Origin of the sequence: Cedecea sp. P7760 (genome assembly GCF_013386425.1) — a bacterium.
Lineage (GTDB): Bacteria > Pseudomonadota > Gammaproteobacteria > Enterobacterales > Enterobacteriaceae > Cedecea > Cedecea selenatireducens.
Genome location: NZ_JACARU010000038.1, coordinates 1 through 25,214, shown reverse-complemented (window position 1 = coordinate 25,214; position 25,214 = coordinate 1). Strand labels below are relative to the sequence as shown.

Genomic DNA, 25,214 nt, shown 5'->3' with positions numbered 1-25,214 from the left:
CCAGACCCGGGAAGTATTTCACAGACAATTCTGGCACTCCGTGGCAGCATGTGGTGCGTTGCGGAAACTTACAGCCAGTCGGTTATAAGCATTCATAAGGCCGATAGCCAGTGTGAGATCACACAACTCTTTATCTGTAAAAAACTCAGAAAGATTAGGTGCTTGCTCATGTCGTAAAGTCGCATTATGTATGAGGGTAATATGTTCGGCCCATGCTAATGCGGCTTTTTCTTTCGGGGAAAACAAACCCTCCGTAAAGGCCCACACCTGCACCATAGCCAGTTTACCGGCGTTCAGTCCATCCTTAGTCAGCATGCGGATATGAAGATCTGTGCAGTATGCACACCCGTTGAGCTGGCTCACACGCAAATAAACCAGGTCAATAAGTGTTTCCTCCAGATCACTTTGGTTGAGATAGGCATCAACCTCGCAAAAAGCAAGAACGCCGTCCGGCGACGTCCTGCCGTAATTGAGACGGTATCCCATCGCTTTACTTCTTGCTGTCCGGGATTGTTAACTGTGTATCCTTTGTGTCAACAATAAACACGGCCAGAAGTTTTGCCGGAGCCGTTTTGCTTGCATTACGGCTAACCACATGATGCGCACCCGGGTCTTCATACCAGCTTTCACCCGCTTTATAAGTACGCTCAGGCTGACCGGCTACCTGACTGGTAATTTCACCTTCAACGACATAGGCGTAGATAAAAGAAGAGGGTGCATGAGTGTGAGAGGGGGAAGCCGCTCCTGCTGGATAAATAACTTCCACTGCAGTCAGAGATTTACCCGGCACGTCAGGCAACACGTGTGAAAAATTGGGTTTTACAATCTCCCCGGCCTGGTGCTGTTCAATCCCGTGCGCTGAAGCGTAGCTGGAGAAGAGTAGTCCAAAGGTAACAACAACTACAGAAAAAGATTTGATATTCATAACTTACCTCGTATTTAATGACAATCCGTTTTTGCGGCTTTACAGATGTTGTCCATAGCCCAAATTATATGGTTGTTGTATTCACACGTTACTATTTTTTCCTGCAGGCCAGACTAAATATTGCCGATAAGCCCATAAAGTAAAATGCCGGTCTCTGGCCATAATATCATTTTCTGGAATTACCTCATTTGAAATCTCAGTCTCCAGAAAAGCGTCAAATTTTCCAATATGTTCCTGTAGAAATACGATGAAACTCATTCTTTCGGCTTCATTATTGAAAACAATTATCGGAAATATTTGCGCTTCGCCCTCATTATCATCTGACGCGATTCCGGTGACGATTTCTTGATAGCGCTCTCCCAGCAAATTAAAGAGTAATGCGAATTTAAGACTCCCTTTGATGTAGTAAAAAATATCCCTGCAAAACGTTACGCCCTGACTCTTCCGGGGTGATACAATTTCATCAAAGTCAGGAAAGGGCACGGTCAGCCCTGACGCCTTAAATTGCACCAGTGGCACTGTGCTGATGATATGCCCGCCGAACCTGAGTCGCAGAAGTCGCCTGACGGCCAGTCCTGAAAATTGCTCTGTCCACCAGTAGACGCCGCCTGTTACTTCTGATTTGCTTACCGTCACGGAGAACTGGCGATTCAGTTTATAAATCCGCGTTCCGGAGTTCGTGACTTCCCAGAAGTGACGGTCCTGTAAAAATCGCACAACATAATCTTTCGGTGACGGACCCAGTCCGAACCTGTCTCGCCATATATTTTCGGTCTGACGAAAAGAGGCCCGAGCAAATTCAGCCGTCTCACCGGACATCTGATGAGAATAAATTGTTCCTGGCCACACGGTATGGCGGCCGTCAGTCATCATTTCGTCAAGACAGAAAGGTTTATTTCTTGAGTCGCTTATTGAAACTACAAGCATACTGCCTTCTGTAGCCTCAATGTTGCTGATGGTTATCTCAGGCCTGATCCCACCTGAAAAAGATAAATGTTCAAACCAGTCATTATAAAAATTAGTGTCGTTATTATTATCGGCAATAATAAGATAACGGTCACCCGGGAAAATCGTATTTGCAAGGGATAATATACCGTATATCAACACCACATGATTTAAAGAAGAGGCGGGAATAACCTTCCAGTTAATCCCTTTATCACCGTAATTCATTAAATCACAGATGAGAGTTGCTTTATCACCCAGTTCTTGATTATTGCTCATTATTGCGGTCGTTGAAAATAATACACTAATTTATGAGACAGGCCTGAACCATTTCTTCACCGTATAACCCGATATCACTATCGGGTTTCTGCTGCTTCCTGAGGAACGTTGCGGAAACTGATAGCAAGGCGGTTATAGGCATTGATCAGGCCAATTGCCATCGTAAGATCGGCGAGTTCTTTATCTTCAAAAACAGCAGATGCAGCATTAAATGCAGCGTCCGGAACATGCGTATCGGAGACCCTGGTGACGGTTTCAGCCCAGGCGAGAGCTGCTTTCTCACGTTCAGTGAAAACATCTCCGGCCTCGTCCCATACCTGAACCAGTGCCAGCTTAACAGGGGTCAGGCCCTTCTTAAGAAGATCGCGGGTGTGCATATCCAGGCAGAAAGCACAGCCGTTTATCTGGCTTACACGAAGGTTCACTAACTCAATAAGCGTGTTTTCCAGACCGCATTGTGCAACATACGCATAAACGCTACCGAGCGCTTTTACGCCAGCAGGGGAAGTCTTAGTATAATCAATGCGTTGGCTCATTTTTCGTTTCCTTTATCGTTGAAAGTGAGTCAAGCTTACCAGCTGGATTTACACTGAAAAGAACCAAAACCAGAAGATTTTGATGTACCACGAGATGTGGATGAACAACCGCCAGCGCCATAAAGTAAACAATATCTGGCAGATATCGGGTATGTGACGACACGTTTTTAGGGAAGCCATACGCGCGACCGGGGGGAGTATGAATAAGAGAAAATTGATGTTTGCCATAAATCGCTCAGGAAGCCTGTCTATATCAGACCAGATCCGTAAAGTGATCACTGAAGCTATCGAGACCGGAGTATTGCAACCCGGCGCCAGACTACCTTCATGGATAGATCTTGCCACGCAGTTGGGTGTTTCCCGCGGCACAGTAAAGACAGCCTACGAGCGTCTGTCTGATGAGCAATTCGTGGTGATGTCCCGCGCTACCGGAACTTGTGTAGCTGCCAAGCTGCCGGTGAACACGACAAAACTTGCCGATGCTGAACCGGTACCTGCTTCAGAGCTGTATCAGGATTTTTTATTCCCCACCGGCGATTTTCAGATGGGCATTCCAGCAAGCGATGTTTTTCCTGTTCCCTTGCTTTCTCGGCTGTTTGCGGCTTCTGCCCGTAAGGTCATGTCTCTCAGGCAGGCATACTTCGATCCCCGTGGTGAAAGTGAGTTGCGTCGCGAGATTGCAGGCCAACTGGCGCTCTCCCGGGGTTTAAAGTGCCATTCGGCTCAGGTTTTCATCACGACAGGATTCACTGGCGGGTTGGGTCTTGTCCTGCATGCACTCGCTCTGCATGGCAAACTGGCATGGGTTGAAAATCCCGGTTTTCCACCTGCGCGAAAAGCGCTTGCTCTTGCCGGCCTGACAGCAGTTCCGGTGCCGGTTGATTCGTCCGGAATGGACGTAGAGTACGGCATTCTTCATGCCGCCAGTGCCTCGGTGGCTCTTGTTACCCCTGGACAGCAAGCCCCGCTGGGAATGACTTTACCGCTTGAAAGACGTAACAGACTTCTTGAGTGGGCCAGAGCTAATGAAAGCTGGATCATTGAGGATGACTATCTGGGAGAGCTTCAGCTTAACCGTCGGGCAGCACCCGCCCTGGCGTCACAGGATACCTTTGGCAGGGTTATCCATATTGGCTCCTTCAGTAAAACCATCAGTCCGGGCCTCCGGCTTGGGTTCGTGGTGGTTCCACCATCGCTGATTGAAGCCGTTGCCGATGTCGCAGCCTGTCTCTGTCCCGCTCCGGATCCGGCCATTCAGCTGACTGCCCTGGCTTTTATGAACGGAGGTCATTTCTTACGTCATCTGCGAAAAATGAAAAGGGTGTATAACTCGAGAAGCACTGAACTGGCCAGAATAATGGAAGGGTTTGGTTACACCACGCATATCTACGGGTTATCGGTATTGATTGATCTTCCTGATGGTGCCCGTGACAGGGCTATAGCCCATTATGCCTATAATTACGGGCTTGCACCTTCACCACTCTCCGGCTGGTATCTGGCTGATACCCCAGCCCGTGCAGGCCTGCTGCTCGGGGTATCCGGGAAAGAGGGAGCATCTCTGCTGCAGGCCTGCCAGCGCCTCGACCGCTTAATTCGTAAATTGTCATGAGATGAGAACTCCTTCGAGACGGATTAGAAATACAGATACACTGCCTGCTACTGGCACTCACAGAGATCCCCGCGCTGGAAAAACTTGCTGGTACATAAAAATCATTCGTTTTTGGTTCTTTTTAATGGACCTGCCGTTCTCTATCCTGACCTGGTCATTTACGACTGTCGGGCCACTTCCCGGGCAGTACCAATACTTTTGGAGAGAATATGAAAATTTTACTGGCAGGTGCCACAGGTGCAATCGGATTACCCCTCGTCAGAGTGCTTATGGCGCTGGGATATACAGTGGCAGGCATGACGCGTCAGGGGAAAGGGGTTGATGACCTTAAGGAAGTTGGCGCAGAAGCGCTGTGCGTGGACGCAATGGATCGTGATGCCGTTTTTAGTGCGGTCGGAAATTTCAGGCCGGACGTCATTATCGATCAACTGACATTATTACCTGCCAACCCGGCTGAGGTGATCCGCTCTATCCCGGCTGACACACAATTGCACAAGGTTGGAGGCGGTAATCTCCTGGCAGCTGCAAAAGCGCATGGTGTTAGTCGTTATATTCTGCAGTCCCGCGGGTTCTACCTGAGTGCCGAAACCGGACATCTGGCCGATGAAAACGCGCCACTTCGCGTTCGGGCTCCGGGCGTGGTCGGGGAAAGCTGCCAGGTTCTCTCGGATTATGAAAACGACGTTACGCAATCAGGTATCTGCGGCGTGATCCTGCGTTACGGATTCTTTTACGGGCCGGGTACCTGGTACCGCCCTGGTGGTGCCATCGCGGAGCAGGCTCTCAGAGGCGAAGCAGCAATTTTCGGTGAAGGTAACGCAGTCTGGTCTTTTGTTCATATCGATGATGCTGTCGCCGCAACGGTCGCAGCCCTCGATGCTTTGCCGGGCAAATATAATGTCGTGGATGACGATCCACTGCCAGTAAACAAATGGCTTCCTGCATTTACACGCTGGGTCGGAGCGCCGGAGCCTGCTCGGTTGAGCGTCGGGGAATCGCTTTCGCTGGCAGGGGAAGAGGGCCTTTACTATCACACTGCGCTGACCGGGGCATCAAACAGGGCCGCTAAACAGGAGCTTGGTTTTTCTCCGCGTCCTCTGCTCTGGAAAAATCACGTCTGAAGACATTGGCGGTGCTGTGTGGCAGCACCGTATTATCCTGGCATAGGTGAGTGTCATTAGTAATGAACAGTCGGAAAAAAATGCACGTTTTTGATTTTATACTCAGCGACAGTCGCTTTCTGAGAGCATCGGTGATCCGGAATGATGACGGCAGTTGTATGCCGGTACTTTCTGAAATAATGAATACTGCCAGTACGCAGACAGCCCCTTTACTCAGCCCGGTTCCCTGCGAAACCGGCAGTGGGCAGTACGAGGCATTTATTCAGCTTCTGGGGGTTGTGCAATGGAAAGCCGTCAGAGCGGATGTCATCTTGGACACCATTCAGATAAAACAGGGAGTCGATGAGGTTTTTGAAAGTACGCTGGAACGAATAATTAGTCATTTCGCACCCGGGGTAAAGTTAATACGTGTGATGACAACGCACTGAGATACCAGGTTTGATATTATTCTGTCCATCTGACGGCCTGGATTTGTATTTTCCTGAAAGCATAAGCACCATGAAATCCGCTGCCTGCCATTAAGATATGCATAGCGGTAGAATGCCGTCCAGAGATGAATTTTCAAAGGAATACCAGCAGAATGACCAGAGCTAACCTGGTCATTCTGATTGTTTCATATGTTCATAGGGCCATTACTTTGACGCTTGCGTTTCCTGACCTGGCATAGACGAAAGGAAACTCAGCAGATCATTGACAAGCCTGTTCCTGTTTTCAAAAGGCAAATAATGTCCATCGTTTTCATACTCGATATACAGGGCGTGTTTAATCAATCGAGCAGATTCCCGTCCGGTAATCTCAACAGGCGCGCTCTGATCTACGCTCCCGTGGATAATGAGTGTGGGAATATCAATCGACTGAAGATCTTCTCTGAAATTGGTTGAGTACCATGACTCGGCACTCGAAATTATAGCGCGCGTACTTGCCTGATGCGCCATGTGTGAATACCAGTTTTGCATTGCCACATCAGCAAAAGTCGTCCTGGCATAGCCATCGAGGCAACCAATGCGATCGCTAATCAATGCGTCCAGAAAGCCGTTAAAGTCATTTAACGCCATCCCGCCGGGATTTGTCTCTGACCACGCGAGCTGGGGGGTGATGCCTGCAATGATAACGACGCCTGCCACTCTTTCTGAACGAAATCGCGAGATATATCGGGCAACTTCGCCACTCCCCATGGAGTAACCTATTAGCACGGCATTCGTCAGATTAAGGTGCTCCAGCAACTGGCTCAAATCATCTGTCAGAGTGTCATAATCATAGCCATGCCAGGGGCGATCAGATCGGCCAAACCCCCTTCTGTCAGGTGCTATAACTCTGTAACCTTCCCCGACCAGTGCGCTGGCGATGTCATCCCAGCTTTCATTGGTAAGCGGCCAGCCGTGAAGAAGTACGACGGGGCGCCCCTGCCCCCAGTCATTGTAATTTAACTCAACTCGATCCTGAGTATGGAATACAGGCATATTATATGTTCCTCGTTGATTAATTATCAGTATGGAAAGGGTCATTATCGACAAATGAACACGCGTCCGGAGAGAGACTGCTGAAAACAGAGAAAAGCCTGATCCCTCATTAAAGGCATCGGTTCAGTTTAATCGTCTGAAGAGGGAACCGTTCCGGATGAATACGGGTTTAAGGTGCGTTCTGTCGTGACCCAGGTACGTTTGAAAATAACACTTGGCAATGACTCCCCTCCCTGTCTTTATTTGCAGATAAGATCCGTAAGGTGTGGATATTATCTGCAGTAAACAATACTTTTATTGCAGGCAGGTCAGGTATTCTGAAGAGCAGAATACCCGTTTTGTCCCGTTATGCTTTTTCGAATGCAGGATAATCGGTATATCCTTTTGCGCCTTCGCCATAGAAAGTTGACGGGTCCGCATCATTAAGGGCATGGCCCTCCTGTAGACGTTTTACAAAATCTGGGTTGGCAAGCGCCCATCGCCCTACCGGCACAGCATCTGCTAATCCGGCATCTATATCACAGGCTATGTCTTCAAGAGGGCGGTTTACGCGGTTCACCAGTAACGCGCCTGTCCAGAGCTTGCGTAAATCTGCCAGTAATTCGTCATTGCCGTTGTGCGCAATGTGCAGGTACGCCAGTTTACGTTTTGCCAGCTCCAGTACCAGCTGCCGGTACAGCGCCGGATACTCGCTGCCTTCAGCAATGTCTCCCAGGGAGGAGCCCGGAGATATGCGAATTCCCACGCGATCTGCACCGACTTCCGCCACAACGGCATCCACCACTTCCAGAGCAAAACGAATACGATTTTCTACCGGACCACCATACTGATCTTCGCGCTGGTTGGAGTTTGGTGAAAAGAACTGCTGGATCAAATAGCCATTTGCTGCATGAATTTCCACGCCGTCTGCGCCTGCCGTGATGGCCTGTGCCGCCGCATGTCGGAAATCGTTAACAGTCGTGCGAATTTCCTCACGACTAAGGGCACGTGGCTCCGGCACGTCAACAATGCCCGATTTGGTGTAGATTTTTGAATCCGGCACGATTGCGGAAGGGGCTACAGCCTGCCTGCCATGCGGGGTATTGGACGGATGAGACATCCGACCCGCGTGCATCAGCTGAATAAAAAGGTGGCCTCCTCTTGCATGGACAGCGGCGCTGACTTTACTCCAGCCTGCTACATGCGCGTCGGTATAAATGCCCGGAGAGTTCGGAAACCCCTGGCCATCTGCAGAGGGCTGGGTGCCTTCGGAGATCAGTAAGCCCAGTGAAGCTCGCTGTGAATAGTATTCTGCAGCGAGTTCCCCCGGTGTTCCGTCCTCGCATGCCCGGGCGCGCGTCAGCGGTGACATGACCAGGCGATGGGACAGTTGCAGGCGACCAATGGTAATGGGTGTCCAAAGACTTTTCATTTCGTTTTCCAGATAGGTTCTGACAAGGTGATTAAATGTTAGACCGTTTCATTTTATGGATGAAGATCCTATTATTTAGACACACTGTCTCAAAAATGGATTAGTCATGGATCTTACAGCGCTTGCAGATTTTAATATCGTTGCCGCCTACGGAGGATTTGGAAAGGCCAGTCGGGGTACCGGGCGTCCGAAAGCGACGCTTTCGCGTCGCGTAATGGATCTTGAGGAAAGTCTTGGCGTCCGTTTGCTGGAACGCGGGGCAAGAACGCTAAAGCTTACCGAGGAGGGAAAGGCACTCTACGAACGGACACATCATCTGGTCAGCGAAATTATGGCCGCGGGAGATCTAATCTCTACCGGGTTAGAATCCCCTCGCGGACGTTTGCGCATCAGCGCACCTGTCCTGTTTTCGCATACGATGATCGGTAAGATAGCTGCGGGCTTCTCTGACGCTTACCCGGACGTAGTTCTGGAAATCAATGCTGAAGACCGAAACGTGGAACTTGTAGATGATAATTATGACGTGGCGATTCGTGTGAATCCCAGGCATGACGCACTGCAGGTTGGCCGCTGTTTTGCACGTGACGAAATGTTGATCGTTGCCGCCAAATCAATCCCCGTACCGGACTTCAGTGCATATGGTGAAACGGGAGGTCCGCCTGTAGATATTCCCGCAGTTGTTCTGGCAAGCGGCTTCGACGGAGGAATGTGGAAATTTAGCCATAATGGAAAAGAGATTACCCTCAATCCACATGAACGTATTCGGATGTCATCCCTTGTTCCGCTGCGGGATGCAGTCCTGGCCGGAGCCGGGGTAGGACTCTTGCCCCGTTCGCTTCTGAACCAGACCGGTGCAGATCTCAGCGGAGTAAATATCTGGGGTCACGCAGTCGATCGGCCGATTGAACTCTGGGTGCTGCATCCATCGAGAAGGCTTGCAAGCACAAAGGTAAAAGCCTTCATCGACTTTTTGATCCTGCAATTTCCGGAACGCAGCATGTCCGGGGTAATGCACCTGATTTGATAAACCAGATGCCGCATGCTGCTGTAGTAAAACCGCGACATAGGTAAACCCTGTAAATCACATGCGGTTTTCATTGTCCCATTCCTTCGCGTCGGGATCACTGCCCGGCACCGTACACTTTTTTATATACCGCCGGACTCATTCCGGTGACCTTAATAAATGCTCTGCGCATCACTTCCGTGCTGCTGTATCCGCAGCGGGCAGCGACTGTTTTAACCGGAAGCTGCCCGACAAGTAACTCTCTGGCCCGCGAAATTTTTGCCTGCTCCAGCCAGTCACCTGTACTTACGCCCATCTCCTGCTGAAAAATCCTGTTAAGGTGGCGAACACTAAGACTGATATAGTCAGCCATCTGGCCTACGCCACGAATTGATTCCAGGTTTGTTAACACCCAACGTTGCAGGTCCTGTAAGGAAGAGCGTCCGTTCGTTGACACTTTTTGGCTACGAATGAAATGACCCTGCCCACCGGGACGACGAAAAAACATGACCAGGTTTGCCGCCACATCGCGTGCAATATCCTGTCCAAGATCCTCTTCAACAAATCTGATGGCCAAATCCATTCCGGATGTCACGCCTGCAGCGGTTCTGACCGGTCCATCCGCCACATACAGCGCATCTGCATTGACCTGAACTGCCGGAAAGCGTTTGTGCAGTTCTTCCGTGACAGACCAGTGTGAAGTGACCTGACGGTCGTTGATTAGCCCTGTCTGCGCAAGAAGTAATGCACCTGTGCAAATTGAACCGTAGCGGAAACTTTGCTGGCATATCTCAGTTAATGCACAAATCTGGCTCTCTGATAACTCTCTGCTGCCGATATCCGGTGAACCGGCTATCAGAAACGAGGTTTTGTCACTGATGCAAAACTGTGAAAGGCAGGTAGTCGCGTTCACTGACACCCCCGAAGATGACTGAATGACATCCTCGCCCAGGGATATCACAACGGAGTGATAGACACGCCGGCGCGTTATACGGTTTGCTTCAGAAAAAACATCCAGTGGACCTGCGATGTCCAGTAGCTGCACTCCAGGAACAGCGAGTATAACGATAGTATGCATAATCTTTTCTCTACAGGTCTGCTTTTGCTGCTATGTCCTAAAATGACATAAAAGAACCATTATAGACATTCTGTCGTTCCTTTAACATATGGACAGTACCTATCCAACGGAGGACGACCATGAAATTAAACAAGCAGGGCATACACGTACCGGACACGCAAATGACACGGGATACAACCTCGTTCATTCGTGATACCGAATCAGATTTGCTTTTTCACCATTCAAGCAGGGTTTATCACTGGGCTGCGTTGTCAGCACAAAAACACGGTATACAGGTTGATCATGAGCTTCTGTACGTAGGCTGCATGTTTCATGATATTGGCCTGACGAAGGAGCACTGCAGTTGCGATAAGCGTTTCGAGGTAGACAGTGCGAATGCGGCACGAGAATTTCTTGAAAACTACAGAGTGACCCGTGAAGAGATCGACAAAGTCTGGACAGCAATTGCCCTGCATACTACTCCCGGTATCCCTGAATATATGGCGCCGGAAATTGCTCTCGTCACCACGGGTGTCGAAATGGATGTGTTGGGAATAGGATATGAGACGTATACCGAGGATGAAAAAGCCGCAGTGATTGCCGCACACCCTCGAACTGAACGCTTCAAGGAAGATATTATCCAGGCATTTTATGAGGGTATAAAACATCGACCCCAGACAACGTTTGGTAATGTGAAAGCAGATGTCCTGAAAGACAAGGATCCTGGTTTCATCCCGTTTAACTTCTGTAGCATCATCCGCCAGTCGCCCTGGAAGGCATAAGCGAAACAGTACCCCACAGTACCGAGCGAACCGGTAAAGGGAGAACGAAGCCAGAGCGGATCGAACTCCCTGTAATAGGGTGCCAGAGCGGTACCCTGTTTCAGGAAGCTGTTCTTCCTCTCCCGGAGCAACCAGCAGTCAGGGATTTGGTGTTTTTTGGGAAAGGATTTACTGTTTTTTTATGACATGAAGGACTAACTTCCGCTTGCAGTTCATAGCAGACCTACCTTACACACCTGTCTGCTCGGCGCCAAGAGCAGACATTACTAAGTCCGCACTGCATTAATTCTTTGGGCACAAGTCACTCTTTTCGAAATGTCTGTCTTTATCCAGGCGGCAAGTCTGTTTTGGGTCATAGCGGAAATGCCATGTAGAAGAACCTAGGTTGAAACCCTCTGCTTAGTTTGCTAGCTGTTGTACCTCCGCCCACACGTCATCATCTATGGGGGCAGTATTTCCGGCACTGAGAATCGCAGAGAAGGATGGAAAATCGCTATCCCTGAATGCTGATTCTCCAATCGTCAAAAAATTTCTGAGGGGAGGAGTTAAGAGACCATCTAAATGCATCCACGGGAAGGACACGGTGGGCAAATCCCAAGCCACTTAACCATGCACATTACCAACTTGTAACACATTCTCACTTCGCTTCAGATTCGTTTCAATCTTTCCTAAACTATTCTGCGTTGCTGCCGATTATCAACAGTTAGATCGAAATAATCAAAGGTAATCCATGTCTAAATTTCGTACTGCACTGCTATTAATTTCAAGTGTATTTTATTTGACAGCTTGTGGCGAAAGCGATCCTGACGTAAAGACGATACAAGATACAAAGCCAGTATTTTTTATAGGTGACTCTTATAAGGAGGGTTTTGACAATTGGAGCGTTTGCGGTTCAGTGAAATGGGAGAAAATGAAAGAAGACGTCACAAGAATGTATGAGGGGAGAGACGTAGTCAGAGTAACTTGTGATGTTGATAATGTTGATGATTATGCGGGAAAACTCAAAAGTCTTATGCTTGACAACATTGCAAAGAATCCAGACAAATCTACAGCAGAAAAAGATAAAGCAACCACAAACCTCATAACCAATCTTGATTCCATTCAACTAAACCTATATTTTCTGCCTCCCAACGGGTCTAAACCGCGACCATATCTTTACGCATATAGATACAAATGGAAGGACGGTAAATCTGGTGTTGACATACACCGCCCTGAAGGGTTCATAAGGGTGATTCAAGGTCAGAAAAAAGATGTTTTCGACCTGATGTTTAGCAATAAAAATAACGAATATTCTAATGGTCGTGATGCGAGAGCAATGGCGACTCTATTTATGGCTATGAGAAAAGACTAACAGTGTAAATAAACTCATGTGCCCAAGGTGGGCAAATGGGTTTATTTCCGACTGAATCGCCACGGAAAACATGCTGAAAAGGTACTATCAACACAGTATTTTTCTTGCTAATTAATCCACTTTTCAAGCCAGCTATGGGGGATGCCATGGGCATAGTTCCATGGATCAGGTTAGATCCCGCAGAGTGCCCTAGCTTTCGCTCAAACAGTAAGCCGCTTTAGGTACTAGAGAGCTACTTCTGGTTTATGGCGATTGTGACCTGCGCCCCATTATTTAAAACACCTCGATGTAAGTGTATGTATTCCTAAAGTCAGCTTCTCGCTCATAGCGGACCTTTAGCCTGTCAGCTTGCCTGCTCCGTGTTGTGAGTTCAACGGGTCGATGCAACGCTAACCTAAATCAAGGGAGCACGTTGCCATGAAACCAAGAGTGGGTTGCTGTATACGGCGAACGAGGCAAACACAAAAGCCTGTATAAGCGAGCTTACATGCCATTCGAAAGCTGCTGACCCTTTTCCGTCCCCTTACTGTCTAGTAGGTGCCTGTTGAGAGTTCTAACTTTCTGATGTTGTCGGCGTTGACCTACCACTATCCAATCATGTTTGGCGGGTTGGCGGGAATTAAACCCGCATCCCAGAATAACTATCTATATGTTTTATCTTGATAAAAAGAATTTTTAGTTGATAAAATGCATTATGATGCTTTAGCAGTCTTTTCGTAGTACCTTTTGTGTCCTTTCCAGCAATATTTTGTGGTTTCAACTCAGGAAGGCTAAGGATCTGCCATGACGACTATAAAAACGCCTAAACGAGTTTGCCTTTATAATGATGCAGACCGTAAACATAGCCTCAGTTTTCTCAACTTAATTGATAACACTATCCTTGGTGGTCGTGGGGAAGTGGTAGTAGATTTTTCAGAGTTGGAGTATCTTGGTGCAGCAGCGAGTGTAAGGCTTTTTGCGATTATAAATCGTGCTTATTTTGTCACCAAACGTAGCAATGTTGTTCGTTTTATCTGGCCTAAGAAAGAAAAAAATCCTTCAGGCCACCGTTACATTGTGGGGACTGGGCTATCTATTGCTTTAATGGCAAATAATACCCAAAAATTGGAAAAGTTATGCTTGGATCAAAGGTACTATCAATCAGCAGTAGAGCCTTTTGACCACTGGATGAAAACTTTAGAGATCATTGATGATAAAGCGCTTTTGACCTTTGATCAGTATCTACTAGTATCATCTGCTCTGAGCGAGGCAATGCTCAACGTTTCTTACCATGCTTATGAACATCAACGGTTTGAAGATGTGAAGTGGCACACTGAATTTGGCCACCTGAATAGAGGTGATATCATCACCTCACAGTCAAAACAGGTGACATTATGACCGGACGTAACAGACGTAATTTTAGCCCCGAGTTTCGCCTCGAAGCTGCCCAACTTGTACTCGATCAGCACTACACCGTTGCCGCCGCTGCAACGGCAATGAATGTTGGTAAATCCACGATGGATAAATGGGTTCGCCAGCTTAAAGAAGAACGCGCAGGTAAATCCCCAAAGGCCTCTCCGATGACGCCTGAGCAACTTCGCATTCGTGAATTAGAAAAACGACTGCAACGTGTTGAAATGGAAAACGATATATTAAAAAAGGCTACCGCGCTCTTGATGTCAGACTCCCTGAACAATTCTCGTTAGTTGAGAAACTCAGGACGCGGTTTCCTGTTGCCTTTATTTGCAATGTGTTCGGGATCCATCGCAGTAGCTATCGGTACTGGCTAAGCCGACCGCAGAAACCTGATGCAAAACATATCGTTATACTTAGCCTGGTTCGTGAAGTTCATCATGCCAGTAATGGCTCTGCGGGGGCCCGGAGCATTGCCGATATGGTCAGCGCAAAAGGTGTTCCGTTGAGTCGCTGGCGGGCCAGTAAGATAATGAAAGAGCTGAATATTGTTAGTTGCCAGCAACCGGAGCATCGCTACAAAAAAGCCACAAAAGAGCATGTGGATATCCCTAATCATCTGGATCGCCAGTTTGCAGTAACGGAACCTAATCAGACCTGGTGCGGCGACGTGACCTACATCTGGACGGGCAAACGGTGGGCTTATCTGGCGGTTGTTCTGGATTTATTTTCCCGCAAGCCAATAGGCTGGGCGATGTCGTTTTCTCCGGACACAGCTCTGACAGGAAAAGCATTAACGATGGCCTGGGAAGCCAGGGGAAAACCGGCTGACGTTATGTATCATTCTGACCAGGGAAGTCACTATACCAGCAGGGAGTTCAGACGGTTACTGTGGCGTTATCGTATAAAGCAAAGCATGAGTCGACGTGGGAACTGCTGGGACAACAGCCCAATGGAACGATTTTTTCGCAGCCTGAAATCAGAATGGGTACCGAACTGTGGATACGCTAATTTTAGCGAAGCAAATAGATCAATAACGAATTACATCATTGGTTATTACAGCCAGCTCAGACCCCACCAATATAACGGTGGCTTAACACCCAATGAATCAGAGCGATTGTTCTGGAAAAACTCTAAAGCCGTGGCCAGTTTTTGTTGACCACTTCACAATGCTTTTTCGCATATCGGTGCACAAGCCCACACATCCTCTCGGCGCAGTTTCTCTAGCTTGTTCGTCCATGAACGCAGCGTACAAAGTATGATACCGTCAAGGTCAATTTTCTTATATGAGGTTGCATCTATCTGGGTGAGTTCACTGATACGCATACCAGTGAAGGCAGACAGAGTCATAAAACACGCGCCCTCGAATACTTTGAATTCATTAACAGCAAACCGGTCTGTCAGACCGTATTGTCTGGCATAAACTTTGACATCTTGAAGATAGGGAAGTCTTTCATATGCATTGTTCACATCCTGCATTAATCGCCCCATCAGTTGCTCATAAATCGCGGGGATCACCGTGGGGTTATGTCCATTTCCGTTAACAGAATATTGTTTGGCTAATTGCTTTAAACTTTTTCCTTCCGGCAGTCCTAACTCGAATCGTGAATGTTCTGGAAAGTGCGAATTAACCTGCGTGAGGACACTCAGTGCCTGAAGATTAATTTTTAATGATCCTTCGCTAAATGCCTTTCCTTCATGAAGTATTTGGCTGAAGACCAGTTCATTACTGAACAACGAGAAGGAGTCAATGTCAGTATCTTTAAACACTCTAATCGCCACATTTGCAAATTTCGCTACGTGCCAGCATTGCTCGAATGTGCGAAACGTGTCTCCCCCCATGTGCAAAAGTTCACCCTTCGCACCCCAAATAAGAAAATAGATGCGTTGCTTCAATTCTTTGAGCAGTTTCGGGTTATTTTTATCAGGATGAAAGTTGATCTTGTATAGATTTTTAGAGGCGTTCGTACGATTAAAAAAAACATTGTAATCCCAGATATCATGGGCAAAGTAAGACACCGGTTTACCATTTTTATCGACGCTGACTACAGTGTCATCACCCGGCATTACAAATTGACCAGAGGCTTGTGGTAAGGCATATTCTTTATATTTATCGATATCACTACTGATAATGAACATGACTACCCCCTGAATATATCTATTACTGATTGTTCATCCCATAGAGGATGACATTCTCGCTCTAGATGCTTCTGTGCCGCTTTTAGGTGCGCTTTCTTAAATTGCTCTTTGAGCTTATTAAGCTTGGCTTTGATCTCACCGTAGTTGGTCAAAAAATGCTCTACATTCCGGTGGGCGAGCATGGCTTCATTTAAACGCTTTTCAAAGGACAGCAAGCGCCAGATATCGTGGGGATCATCGACAATACCGAAATTGGCACAACCAAAACACTTTATGACAAAGCCGCATCCCAGTTCTAACTTCTCTTCAGTACTGAGAATGCCCGCCCGGTTGACCACCTTCTGGAACTCCCGTTTTTCTGGTGTATCCTCACCCTTACAGAATCCGCCGTTGAGATTCTCTACGACCTGAGCCATGGTATCGCTACTCTTTAGCACCTGCCATTCCTCATTTGAGAGTACCTTACCGACTATCTCTTTGGCCTTGCCCACCGCGAGAACTGTGCCACCACTGGGATTTTCCCCTAAATAATGCAACGCCGTTAAACCCACTGCCAGTTGATTTCTTGCTTCAGCCTTCGAGACCTTGCTGTAGTTATAGATTTTGTAGGTTATGTCTGCATTACGCGTATTTTCAGCCGCCTTCGTTCTGCCCATGCTCTGTTCGGCAAACTGCTTAATGGATGATTTCAATAGGTTACAATTCAGCCGAAATCCCGGACGATTTTCAATTAACGACTGGAGGCGCGAAGAGTGTTCGACCAGGTATTTCTGAGCATAAAGATTAAGATTACTTGCTGTAGGCGCTTTGCCGTTCATTTTCCGGAACAGGTAATGTTTATTCAGACCGAGGCTCAAGGAATGCGCCTTGGACCACGAAAGGTGAGATTCAAAGAAACTTTTACATACTGCTCGCGGGGTAAATGTGCGAAGCTCAACCTTATCTCCTCGAGTCTTAAAGCCCTCAATGCTAATGCGTCCTGCACCGGACGCCTGGCAAACCCATTCATCCTCTAAAAACATGCTGAATGTTTCAGTCTGTCCAGTACCCAGATAATAAATTGTCAGAAACACCGCATTGTATACCAAGCTGTCGAAAACAAATCGTTTTTCAAACTTTGTTAACGTCTCATCATGATATGACATTAACAACCTGCTTCGGTCATCCAGCAATGCATGAGCAATGGCTCGCAGCTCTTTGACGTTGTAATTATTTGAATCCAGTTTGGCTGACCGGGTATTAAGGTTTCGTGCCGCTTTGGGTATTTGTCCGAAGCCAAATTTTCTACATATTGAATTCAGGCGTGAACCTATAGTACCAAGCGTTGTTGTCTCAATGGAGATGCCGTGAACCCCCTTTCCTGTGCTTACCATAGACAGGTATTGCGCATGAATGTATTGAGTACAGGTTTCCGGTGAGAACTCCGCTTTGGCTTTTTGCACACCGCTTTGCTTATTGAACGCATGTGCCAGTACACGTCGGACGTATGAAAAATGCCAAACTTTTGTCGCTTCTCGCCATCCCGATTGCTCAAATTTGGAAATCAGTAAACGAATATGGTCATCGGTGGCGTACGCTTTGAATGTGGTAAAGTCACAAATACTGTTTCCTCCGGCGCCATTTTGCCAAACATACTTCCATTTGGTGATGTTGGTCAGCGTATTGTCCGTAACCATTTCAGTGGTAGGGATGGAGCGGTAGGTGCGTGCGTTTTCTTTTTGGTCTGAGTCATCAGTCATGAATTACCTCATCCTCCAGCAAATTCATGGTTATCTCAGGGATCTGGTTCTTATCCGGATTTCCATCATGATGCTTGAGATATAGCATGGTCGTATCCAGATCCTTATGACCCATTTCTTTCTTTAAGATTTCCAGTGCTTGCAGCATCGTCAAACCTGATATTTGTGCCAAAGAATCAAGTTTGTAGGCTCCAAAGGTGGCTCGGCAATCATGCTGCTTGTGCTTGAAATGTGGGTTACTGTTCTCCTGGATTGCTGTTCGTAGTTTTCCCCAGAGCGTATTAAGACTTTGTGTCGTGAAGCTATTGCCGTCCTTGTTGATGAAAGCTGGCGGGTTCATGTCACCTGTATTCATGAAATACAGTTGTTGCCGCTTCTTATATCGCTCACTTTTATGGTATTGGTTTATCGATTCCATCAACCAAACAGGCATAGATACCTGACGGTTGGTGCCATATTTCGTTTTACAATTGTGGTCGGACCCAATCCAGATACCTGTCAATGTTTTGCCGTTAAACCCCTTTGGGATTGCAAAATGTTCAGGCTTAATATTTGCCACCTCAATTGCTCGAAGCCCTACGCAGAGCATGACACTGACCATCAGGCGAAATTCTCTGGACAGCCCTTTGCTAAACCAGTTGTCTCTTACATGTTGAAGATCGAGTTCGTTTAAGGGCTGAAGGTTGGTATCTCTTGTCTGACTACGAATAGAGCAGTCTGTCGTCGTTTGTCCGTATTTCGTCATGCCTGTCACTTCAAAAGGCAGCTTTGAAATGTAACCATGTCGGTAACAAAACAGGTAAAAACGTCTTGCGATAGACAATGCAACCACGGCTGTGTTGCGGCTCAGTGTGCCTCTTTCGATTTCACCAATGAGATATGCGCGGTATAGAAATATGGGAAAGCGTTGCAGCTGTTCTTCATGGTCGTCCCACTTGAGGGAGTTGGCATCCAGAAACCGGTAATACCGCAACAAGTGAAAACACGTTGGTTTAATATCTTTTACCCCCTCAACGATACGGCGATGAAGGATAAAGGCATTCGGTTCAAATACTGGCACGCCTTCACTGGTGAGCAGCATGAATACGCCTTTAAAGGGCATAGGCCGTTCAATACTGAAAGAACCTCCGTCATCAGCAACCTTCACATCACCTATGTCTATAACGGGGCTTGTCTCTACAAGGTGGTAGAAATGATTCATCTTGCTCTGACTCCCTTGACGCTATCCTTCAACGTACCAATCTAATTTTTAGTATAGATGTCACTCTAGTTATGACAAATCATGAAGGCTCTAGTGATAATCTAAAAATACTACTTAAATTTTTAGTTGAGTGTAGAAAAGTAACTTTTCCGTCGGTATAGGATTCACTTTTGTTGCTCATCACAGGGTCGAAACCTACTGAGGGGAGGTCTGCAATTTTGCTTCCAACCGACTGACAGCCAGTCAAAAGACAGATAAAAATCACTCCGGCTGCTTTAATCATTACTAGCCCTCATAATCGTTTTCTGTATGGTGCTGATATCGAATTCTTCACCTGGGTAAACCGTCAAATTTTTGGAGAAATAATTAGAACCAACGAGGAAGCTGTTACGTTTACCAACCCAAACAAACTCTGAAAACATAAAAGACCTGAGTTTATCAGTCGCTATAATCTCGTAGGTATGTGAGGACGGTAATGATGCAGTCGCGACATCTGGGATTGTGACGGAAGAGTGAATTTTTTTGGGCACATTGAGACGTAGTGCGACTTCTGGTGAAGGGTCATACTCCTTTGAAAAATCCTGTGATTTTGAAGTTTGGGGGAGGGTGAATTTTTTACCCTGGTCTGGTCCAAAAATCGCAATAACGCTTTTATTCAATTTACTTACGGACACTATCGCCTGTAATGGGGTACTGGATAGGTCATTGACGAAAGAGATTGTCAGGCTGGAACCCGGCTCTAACCATAGAATTTTTTTACCGGCTGCATCTTCATCCAGGGATACAATATTTGATAACAAAACGCCATTTTTGGCTATAACGTCAAATGCAATTTTGGGTATCACAAGGTTCAAAGGCGTAAGTGTTGACTGATTTGCGATCTGGAGATAGTTACGCTTAGTCATGCTTGTTTTAATTACAGGTCTTTGTTGACCATTAACAAGCCACATACCGTCGACATATTTTGCAGAAATAGAAATAAATTCATAGTTAGCCTCAGATTTAGCAACTGACTGCTGAGAAGTAGGCATTGGTGTTTTAGTCGATGCGGTTGCATTGATTGATGGCCACACAAATGCCAGCACCGGTAAAATTATCAGTTTTAATTTCTGCATTATAAAGCAGCCTCTATGTTGTTATCTTTTAAATCCAGGTCAAGTGGTGTTGTGTTTTGTGTGTAAATGCCGTTCTTATTAAGGATCATTTGGTGGCAAATTAGGGTTGGTGTTGAGGCCAGTATCAACTCGACCAGCGTTATTGCCGGAACTGTAGTACGAGGTATACCTGGGGCTAGTAGTGCTGGATCGCTAATTGCTGACATGAACAGCGAGCCAGTATTGATATGGAGACAGTTGCCGACGAGTACAGGTAAGTTAGTCAAAGGTAACCCATGAGCCTTTCTGATGCTATTGACCGGATTCCGACCCAGTACAACGAGGTTGACATCGCTAATATTCATTGGGCTGACTGCGTGATCCATACCAAAAAGAAACTGACTCTGAAAGATATTCACGTTTGCCTGATTAAACGCGAGGAGAGCGTTATAGGTATTGTCGAAACCCTGTCGTATGTCCGTGTAGTCGGATGGACAAACACCGATAGTAATATTTCCTTTAAAAAGCACCTTCATCACCGTGGCCAGCTGGGTGGAGAGCAGTTTGCTGATCTCCTCTTCAAGATAACTGCGGTTAATTTGTTTATGCCAACGTCCGCCTCTTGCACACCACCGTTCGTTAAGAAATGTGCTTGGGTAATAAGTCCTACGATCATTATTTGTGGGTAAGAGCTTCTTCATCATCTCTTCACCAGCCCCGGCTGCTGAGAACACTCGCACAGAACGTCCATCAAAAATACCAGTGTTTATCGCTGTCATTAACTCCATGGGCTCAGGACCATAATCAAAGAGATTCCCGGTAGGGAAAATGATTAGTTCCTCATCTGGGCTCGATATCGAATGGATAAGATTACAAAGCGTCGAATAATGTCCATGGGGGTCTGCCAGAAAGAAAACCCTTCCGGAATAATTAGTCAGGTCAATTGTCTGGACGTGCTCAGATGCCATAAATGCCTCTTCTAGAAAGTACAGTAATAATACCGGATGAGTGTCGGCAATATTTTCGTTAAGAGGGCTAATTTCTGCGCTTAGGCAAAATAGAAGTTGAATTCATCTGTAGTATCCGCACAGAGAGACTTTTAAGTGCCGTCTTTGGATAGGATTTTTTAGTGTCGTAAAGCTGAAGAAAACGTCATTTATGTGTGTTTTTATCAAGTGTACATAAAGTAGAGCAAGACAATTTTTAAAAACGAAGGATTCTTTTTTAACAATAACTTACGTGTGTTTCTTGCCTCGTTTTTGTTGACCTAAAGCAACCATTAGTGTATAAATCCCATATCAAAAGTGGTGGGTTAATTAAACCAATTCGAGGGGTTCTGCATGACTGAATTAGTAAAAACAAAACTGGCTGTAGCTGAATCAAACTCTACTGAATTAGAGACACTTAAAGTTGTTATTGATGATGGTAGTAAAGCGGCAAAACTGGTTTGTGTTAACAATCAAGGTGACCTTGTTCCCTTATTGACTCAAAATAGTTTCGTTGCAGATTTCCGGGTAAGCCATGACGGGCTTATTCCGTTTAATTACCTTATTGATGGCCTTCAACGATTCTCTCATCACAGTGAATCTAGTAATGCCCTTGAAACTACCGACGTTGCGCATCAGTACGATGAGATCAGTCGTCTGAATGTTCACCATGCTCTTCATTCCTCTGGTTTAGAGCCGCAGGATGTTCATCTCTATGTAACATTGCCACTTAGTCAGTTTTATACCGCTTTGGGTGAAACCAATGACGAAAACATCCAACGGAAAAAAGACAACCTGATGAAGCCGGTTGAACGTTATATTGATGGTAAGCGTGTTTCATTTAATGTTGTTTCAGTTACCGTGTTTCCTGAGTCACTTCCGGCGGTAACTCGTGCAGATGAAATTGAGTTAATTGAATCTTTTGAATCAAGCCTGGTTATCGATTTAGGTGGGACAACACTTGATGTAGCAAGCATTACTGGTCAGCTGGAACAGATCTCCCGAGTCAAGGGTTTTGACCGTATTGGTTGTTCTATCGTATATGATGAAGTCCGTCGTTATCTGGATTCTTCAAAGCTGAACGCAAGCTACGCGTATATTCAACACTTGGTCGACAATCGTGATAACAAAGCCTCACTAAAGGTTTCTTCCGATGATCTTGATGGTGTCTTCCAAGCCGTAAATAGTGCCGTAGCGCAACTTCAAGAAAAAGTGATCAAAGCAGTCACTCAGGTGGAAGAACGTCCGCACAATGTATTCCTAGTCGGTGGGGGTTCTTACCTGATTGAACCGGCAGTGCGTGAACATTTTGATAAATCGAAAATCATCATGGTAGATAATCCGCAATTCGCTCTCTCACTGGCTATTGCAGATACTGTTTTTGCGTGATGATGGTTTTGTAAAGGGGGGGGGTATGACAAAAAAAACTGAGAAGGAAAACGATCGCATCCAGATTAGCGCGTTTTGGTTATCGGAAAGGCAATCTCCGTATGCCTATAATTTTCTAAAAAAAAGTGACTTAACACATCGTGGCGAACAGCTTTCCATAATAAGGTCTGCAATCACTACGGGGTTAGTGCTAAATAACCTCTTCCCCGAGCTATCAAGTTTTATTAATGGACTGAATGAGAGATTAACGGCTGCTGATCTAAATCGGTTTTTTAATGATGAATTTAAAAAGAGTGATTTAAGTAATGAACAGTTGAAAGAACAAATAAGTCTTATGCTTGATTCGAAATTCAACGATTTAATTTTAAAGATTAATAATTGCAAGAATCCTGCTGCTGTATTTTCAACTAATTGTCAAACTGATGTCAGTGATGCAGTAAAGCCTGAGACAGCAAAGGAACAGCGGTTGGAATTAATGTCTACAGAACTGGCCAAAAACTCCATGCCTGTGACTGTAGAGACCTTGCCGCCTGTTGCGATCGCAAATCAGAATGATTCAGTTCTAAAAACTAATCATGGTTCTCCGGACGTTAACTTAGCTCAAACCGAAACCATGGCGCTCAGTGAACAAGCGCAAGTGCAGGGTGTGACAACAAAGCAGAAGAAAAGGGCAAATGCAAACCTCGCAAATCTTGCAAAGTAAATATAGAAGTATCAATTGATTAAAATTTGTAATCTCTCAAAAAAGTCAGCTTACCAGCTGGCTTTTTTGTTGGTATATTATTAGTAGATGAGGTTGGATGGTGAACCGGTTACATGTAGTTAATGGAACACTCAATGCTGCATAGCAAGTTAAATAATTTCGTAGAATTATAGATCCAACTCAAAAACTCATTATGAACCTCTTTGGTTGTTTCAGGTCTAACCAGTTTGTTTTATGAAACCTAATTTTAGTTATGTATACTACTAAAAAAAAGGTGGTTTAGCTCCTGTTTATGGTTGTTCGTTTGCACGATTTAAGAACAGGTGTTAAAACGGGTACAGATTTGTCCTAAAGTATTGGTTGAAGTAAGAAATATCTTACTAAAATTGGTACTTATTTATTATTTTATGTAAAAAATCTCTATGCTTTACTGGTCAAGTTAGGTTTTTTTGTTACCCTAGCACCCTATGATCCTAAGAGTTTCTGCCGTGCAATCTGGATGAGCGTAAAGAAACTAACGGCATCATGTGTAACTGTTTGATTATTATAATGAAGGCTGACTGAATGTTATCACGCAACTCACTAATACATGGTTTACGTCGAGATCAGTTAATCGAAGTTCTGTCTATTTCTGAATTCCCAGTTGTCCTGGTCGAGAATCCCTTCATTCAGCCTGAATCAACGGGCAAAAAACCTGTAATTTTTAATATTGATGAATTTCATGTTTCTATCGCTCCAATTTCCTCCCTTAAGTACGACTGGGAATGGGCTCCAATTGATACAATACTCATCGAAGTGGTCATTCCACCTGCGGAAGCAGACCTCGTAAGCGCCGAGAATGATTTTCTTCGCGATGCGGGTATTGGCCATATTCAATGCGAGCCTGGTGGTGTATCGATACGCCGTACAGTGACATTTGTTGGTGGTATCACCGCCGACAATTTGCTGTATCAGCTTAGGCTTATGTGCGTGAGTGCTTTACACCTGATTGGAGAGGAACTGGAGGATGAAAGTTAATTACAAGAAACTATTACCTCTTGTAGTGCTCGGTTTAACAATTGCGGGGGCTTACTCGCTTTTCAACGCAAGACCGGCGGAGCCCGACTTGTACGATTTTACTGGCAAAGTTCTTAAAGCCACGTCTGTTTTCCAACCCTGTGATAAAGAATCCACACCTTCGTTAAACGTTAAAATTGCAGATAACGGAAACATACATATCAATGGTGTTGCATCAAAAGTTACTTTTGTTGAAAAAGTTTCGCCTGATGAAATTTCTGTTAAGTGTGCTGGGTTACCAATCAAAAATGCTCGGCTTGTGCATACGAGCTCTTACACCATGATAATTTCGGAAGGAAAAGGTGGTTTTGTTATTTCGGATTTGATACGCATCCAGGATAATGAAGTCATCTCCGGTATATGGTTCTTTAAGAAGAGAGCATAGCAATGAAAGAACTGGAAGCTATTGGAACGAAGGCTCTACGGGCTAGGGTCTTCAGCCAGTCAGTGGCGATGGCATTTGAAGTGAACGTCGACATAAGTCGGTCTGCTGATAATTCAGCCTTCATAAGCGAGGCTGAAAAATATTACCTTACTCTCCAATTCGCCCCTCCGGCTGACAATAGAGAATATGGGTGGAATTCAGAGGGAAGTATTCTCATGAAACTATCCCAAAACGAAGCCATGGCGCTGGCTTCTGTCTTCCTGAGAATTAAACCTACACTTAAAATTGAAAAGAGAAAAACCACGCATCGCACACACCAGGCTTACAAAAATATCACTATCGGCCCAAATGACCGTGGGGGCTTGTTAGTCACGTCAGGCATTGTTCCGGTCGAAAGGGGTTCATTTAAACCCATAAATTATAATCTTCCCGTAACGCAAATGGATTGTGTTTCAACAGGACTTTTTTTGCTTGGATTCTTGACGCTTAAGATGCCATGGGTATCCTCAGAATCGATAATAACTGCTCTGCGCCTTTCGGAGTCGAAAAGCTGTCAGTGAGTTAAAAATCTTCAATTTTTAGCAAAAAATTAATATTTTTTTTCCTCTTAACGACAAAGATTTCAGATTTTTTTATCGTAGAGTACTTCTAATT

General features: G+C 45.8%; 24 protein-coding genes. 12 read left to right on the top strand and 12 right to left on the bottom strand.

From position 1 onward, the window contains the following. Positions 1-18: 18 nt before the first annotated feature. The 4 genes from HX778_RS14075 to HX778_RS14060 form a co-directional block, all read right to left on the bottom strand. Complete coding sequence (locus tag HX778_RS14075) at positions 19-486, bottom strand: carboxymuconolactone decarboxylase family protein (RefSeq protein ID WP_176982361.1); 468 nt, start codon at positions 484-486, stop codon at positions 19-21. Between the two features lie 4 nt (positions 487-490). Next, positions 491-925 carry a cupin domain-containing protein gene (locus HX778_RS14070; RefSeq protein ID WP_176982360.1) on the bottom strand — a complete coding sequence of 145 codons (435 nt, stop codon included), beginning with the start codon at positions 923-925 and terminating at the stop codon, positions 491-493. An 81-nt stretch (positions 926-1,006) separates the two neighbouring features. Next, on the bottom strand, positions 1,007-2,146 hold the full coding sequence (locus HX778_RS14065; protein ID WP_176982359.1) for a hypothetical protein: 1,140 nt from the start codon (positions 2,144-2,146) through the stop codon (positions 1,007-1,009). Positions 2,147-2,223: 77 nt separating this feature from the next. Then, a complete protein-coding gene (locus tag HX778_RS14060) occupies positions 2,224-2,682 on the bottom strand; it encodes a carboxymuconolactone decarboxylase family protein (RefSeq protein WP_176982358.1) in 459 nt (152 codons plus the stop codon). Between the two features lie 199 nt (positions 2,683-2,881). Between HX778_RS14060 and HX778_RS14055 the strand changes: the two genes are divergently transcribed. Further along, positions 2,882-4,291, top strand: a complete 1,410-nt coding sequence (locus HX778_RS14055; protein ID WP_176982357.1) for a PLP-dependent aminotransferase family protein — start codon at positions 2,882-2,884, stop codon at positions 4,289-4,291. A 209-nt stretch (positions 4,292-4,500) separates the two neighbouring features. Further along, positions 4,501-5,412 carry an NAD(P)-dependent oxidoreductase gene (locus HX778_RS14050; protein WP_176982356.1) on the top strand — a complete coding sequence of 304 codons (912 nt, stop codon included), beginning with the start codon at positions 4,501-4,503 and terminating at the stop codon, positions 5,410-5,412. A 632-nt stretch (positions 5,413-6,044) separates the two neighbouring features. Here HX778_RS14050 and HX778_RS14045 read toward each other — a convergent pair. Then, complete coding sequence (locus HX778_RS14045; RefSeq protein WP_176982355.1) at positions 6,045-6,872, bottom strand: alpha/beta fold hydrolase; 828 nt, start codon at positions 6,870-6,872, stop codon at positions 6,045-6,047. Positions 6,873-7,218: 346 nt separating this feature from the next. Next, positions 7,219-8,283 carry an alkene reductase gene (locus HX778_RS14040; RefSeq protein ID WP_176982354.1) on the bottom strand — a complete coding sequence of 355 codons (1,065 nt, stop codon included), beginning with the start codon at positions 8,281-8,283 and terminating at the stop codon, positions 7,219-7,221. A gap of 106 nt (positions 8,284-8,389) precedes the next feature. Between HX778_RS14040 and HX778_RS14035 the strand changes: the two genes are divergently transcribed. Continuing rightward, a complete protein-coding gene (locus tag HX778_RS14035; protein WP_176982353.1) occupies positions 8,390-9,307 on the top strand; it encodes a LysR family transcriptional regulator in 918 nt (305 codons plus the stop codon). Positions 9,308-9,404: 97 nt separating this feature from the next. Here HX778_RS14035 and HX778_RS14030 read toward each other — a convergent pair whose 3' ends face one another. Then, complete coding sequence (locus HX778_RS14030) at positions 9,405-10,364, bottom strand: GlxA family transcriptional regulator (RefSeq protein ID WP_218167141.1); 960 nt, start codon at positions 10,362-10,364, stop codon at positions 9,405-9,407. 119 nt (positions 10,365-10,483) lie between these two features. Between HX778_RS14030 and HX778_RS14025 the strand changes: the two genes are divergently transcribed. From HX778_RS14025 to HX778_RS14010, 4 genes are all read left to right on the top strand, one after another. Beyond that, positions 10,484-11,125: an HD domain-containing protein gene (locus HX778_RS14025; protein ID WP_176982352.1), complete on the top strand. Its 642-nt coding sequence runs from the start codon at positions 10,484-10,486 to the stop codon at positions 11,123-11,125. A gap of 730 nt (positions 11,126-11,855) precedes the next feature. Continuing rightward, positions 11,856-12,476, top strand: a complete 621-nt coding sequence (locus HX778_RS14020) for a hypothetical protein (RefSeq protein ID WP_176982351.1) — start codon at positions 11,856-11,858, stop codon at positions 12,474-12,476. Positions 12,477-13,259: 783 nt separating this feature from the next. Further along, a complete protein-coding gene (locus HX778_RS14015; protein ID WP_176982350.1) occupies positions 13,260-13,853 on the top strand; it encodes a hypothetical protein in 594 nt (197 codons plus the stop codon). Beyond that, positions 13,850-15,027 (top strand): IS3 family transposase gene (locus HX778_RS14010; protein WP_142486209.1). Its coding sequence is split into 2 segments (ribosomal slippage): positions 13,850-14,108 and positions 14,108-15,027, totalling 1,179 coding nucleotides; the frame shifts between segments, so codons are not numbered across the junction. Before HX778_RS14015 ends, HX778_RS14010 begins: the two co-directional genes overlap by 4 nt. 5 nt (positions 15,028-15,032) lie before the next feature. Here the strand turns inward: HX778_RS14010 and HX778_RS14005 are convergent. The 5 genes from HX778_RS14005 to HX778_RS13985 form a co-directional block, all read right to left on the bottom strand. Further along, a complete protein-coding gene (locus HX778_RS14005; RefSeq protein WP_176982349.1) occupies positions 15,033-16,007 on the bottom strand; it encodes a hypothetical protein in 975 nt (324 codons plus the stop codon). A gap of 2 nt (positions 16,008-16,009) precedes the next feature. Continuing rightward, on the bottom strand, positions 16,010-17,746 hold the full coding sequence (locus HX778_RS14000; RefSeq protein ID WP_176982348.1) for a hypothetical protein: 1,737 nt from the start codon (positions 17,744-17,746) through the stop codon (positions 16,010-16,012). Beyond that, entirely contained in the window at positions 17,739-18,947 is a 1,209-nt protein-coding gene (locus HX778_RS13995) for a site-specific integrase (protein WP_176982347.1), read from the bottom strand. The genes HX778_RS14000 and HX778_RS13995 overlap by 8 nt, the downstream gene beginning before the upstream one ends. A 275-nt stretch (positions 18,948-19,222) precedes the next feature. Further along, entirely contained in the window at positions 19,223-20,062 is an 840-nt protein-coding gene (locus HX778_RS13990) for a hypothetical protein (RefSeq protein WP_015063114.1), read from the bottom strand. After that, positions 20,062-21,009, bottom strand: coding sequence for a metallophosphoesterase (locus HX778_RS13985; RefSeq protein ID WP_015063115.1), 948 nt, complete (start codon positions 21,007-21,009; stop codon positions 20,062-20,064). The genes HX778_RS13990 and HX778_RS13985 overlap by 1 nt, the downstream gene beginning before the upstream one ends. Positions 21,010-21,381: 372 nt before the next feature. On the opposite strand from HX778_RS13985, the gene parM reads away from it, so the two are divergent. The 5 genes from parM (at position 21,382) to HX778_RS13960 (ending at position 25,120) form a co-directional block, all read left to right on the top strand. Continuing rightward, complete coding sequence (gene parM, locus HX778_RS13980) at positions 21,382-22,416, top strand: plasmid segregation protein ParM domain-containing protein (RefSeq protein WP_015063116.1); 1,035 nt, start codon at positions 21,382-21,384, stop codon at positions 22,414-22,416. Between the two features lie 25 nt (positions 22,417-22,441). After that, the gene (locus HX778_RS13975; protein WP_015063117.1) at positions 22,442-23,119 is read left to right on the top strand and encodes a hypothetical protein; all 678 of its coding nucleotides are present in this window, start codon (positions 22,442-22,444) and stop codon (positions 23,117-23,119) included. Positions 23,120-23,683: 564 nt separating this feature from the next. After that, a complete protein-coding gene (locus HX778_RS13970) occupies positions 23,684-24,136 on the top strand; it encodes a hypothetical protein (protein WP_015063118.1) in 453 nt (150 codons plus the stop codon). After that, complete coding sequence (locus HX778_RS13965; RefSeq protein ID WP_022652166.1) at positions 24,126-24,560, top strand: hypothetical protein; 435 nt, start codon at positions 24,126-24,128, stop codon at positions 24,558-24,560. Before HX778_RS13970 ends, HX778_RS13965 begins: the two co-directional genes overlap by 11 nt. A 2-nt stretch (positions 24,561-24,562) precedes the next feature. Beyond that, positions 24,563-25,120 carry a hypothetical protein gene (locus HX778_RS13960; RefSeq protein ID WP_022652167.1) on the top strand — a complete coding sequence of 186 codons (558 nt, stop codon included), beginning with the start codon at positions 24,563-24,565 and terminating at the stop codon, positions 25,118-25,120. The last annotated feature ends 94 nt before the right edge of the window (positions 25,121-25,214 follow it).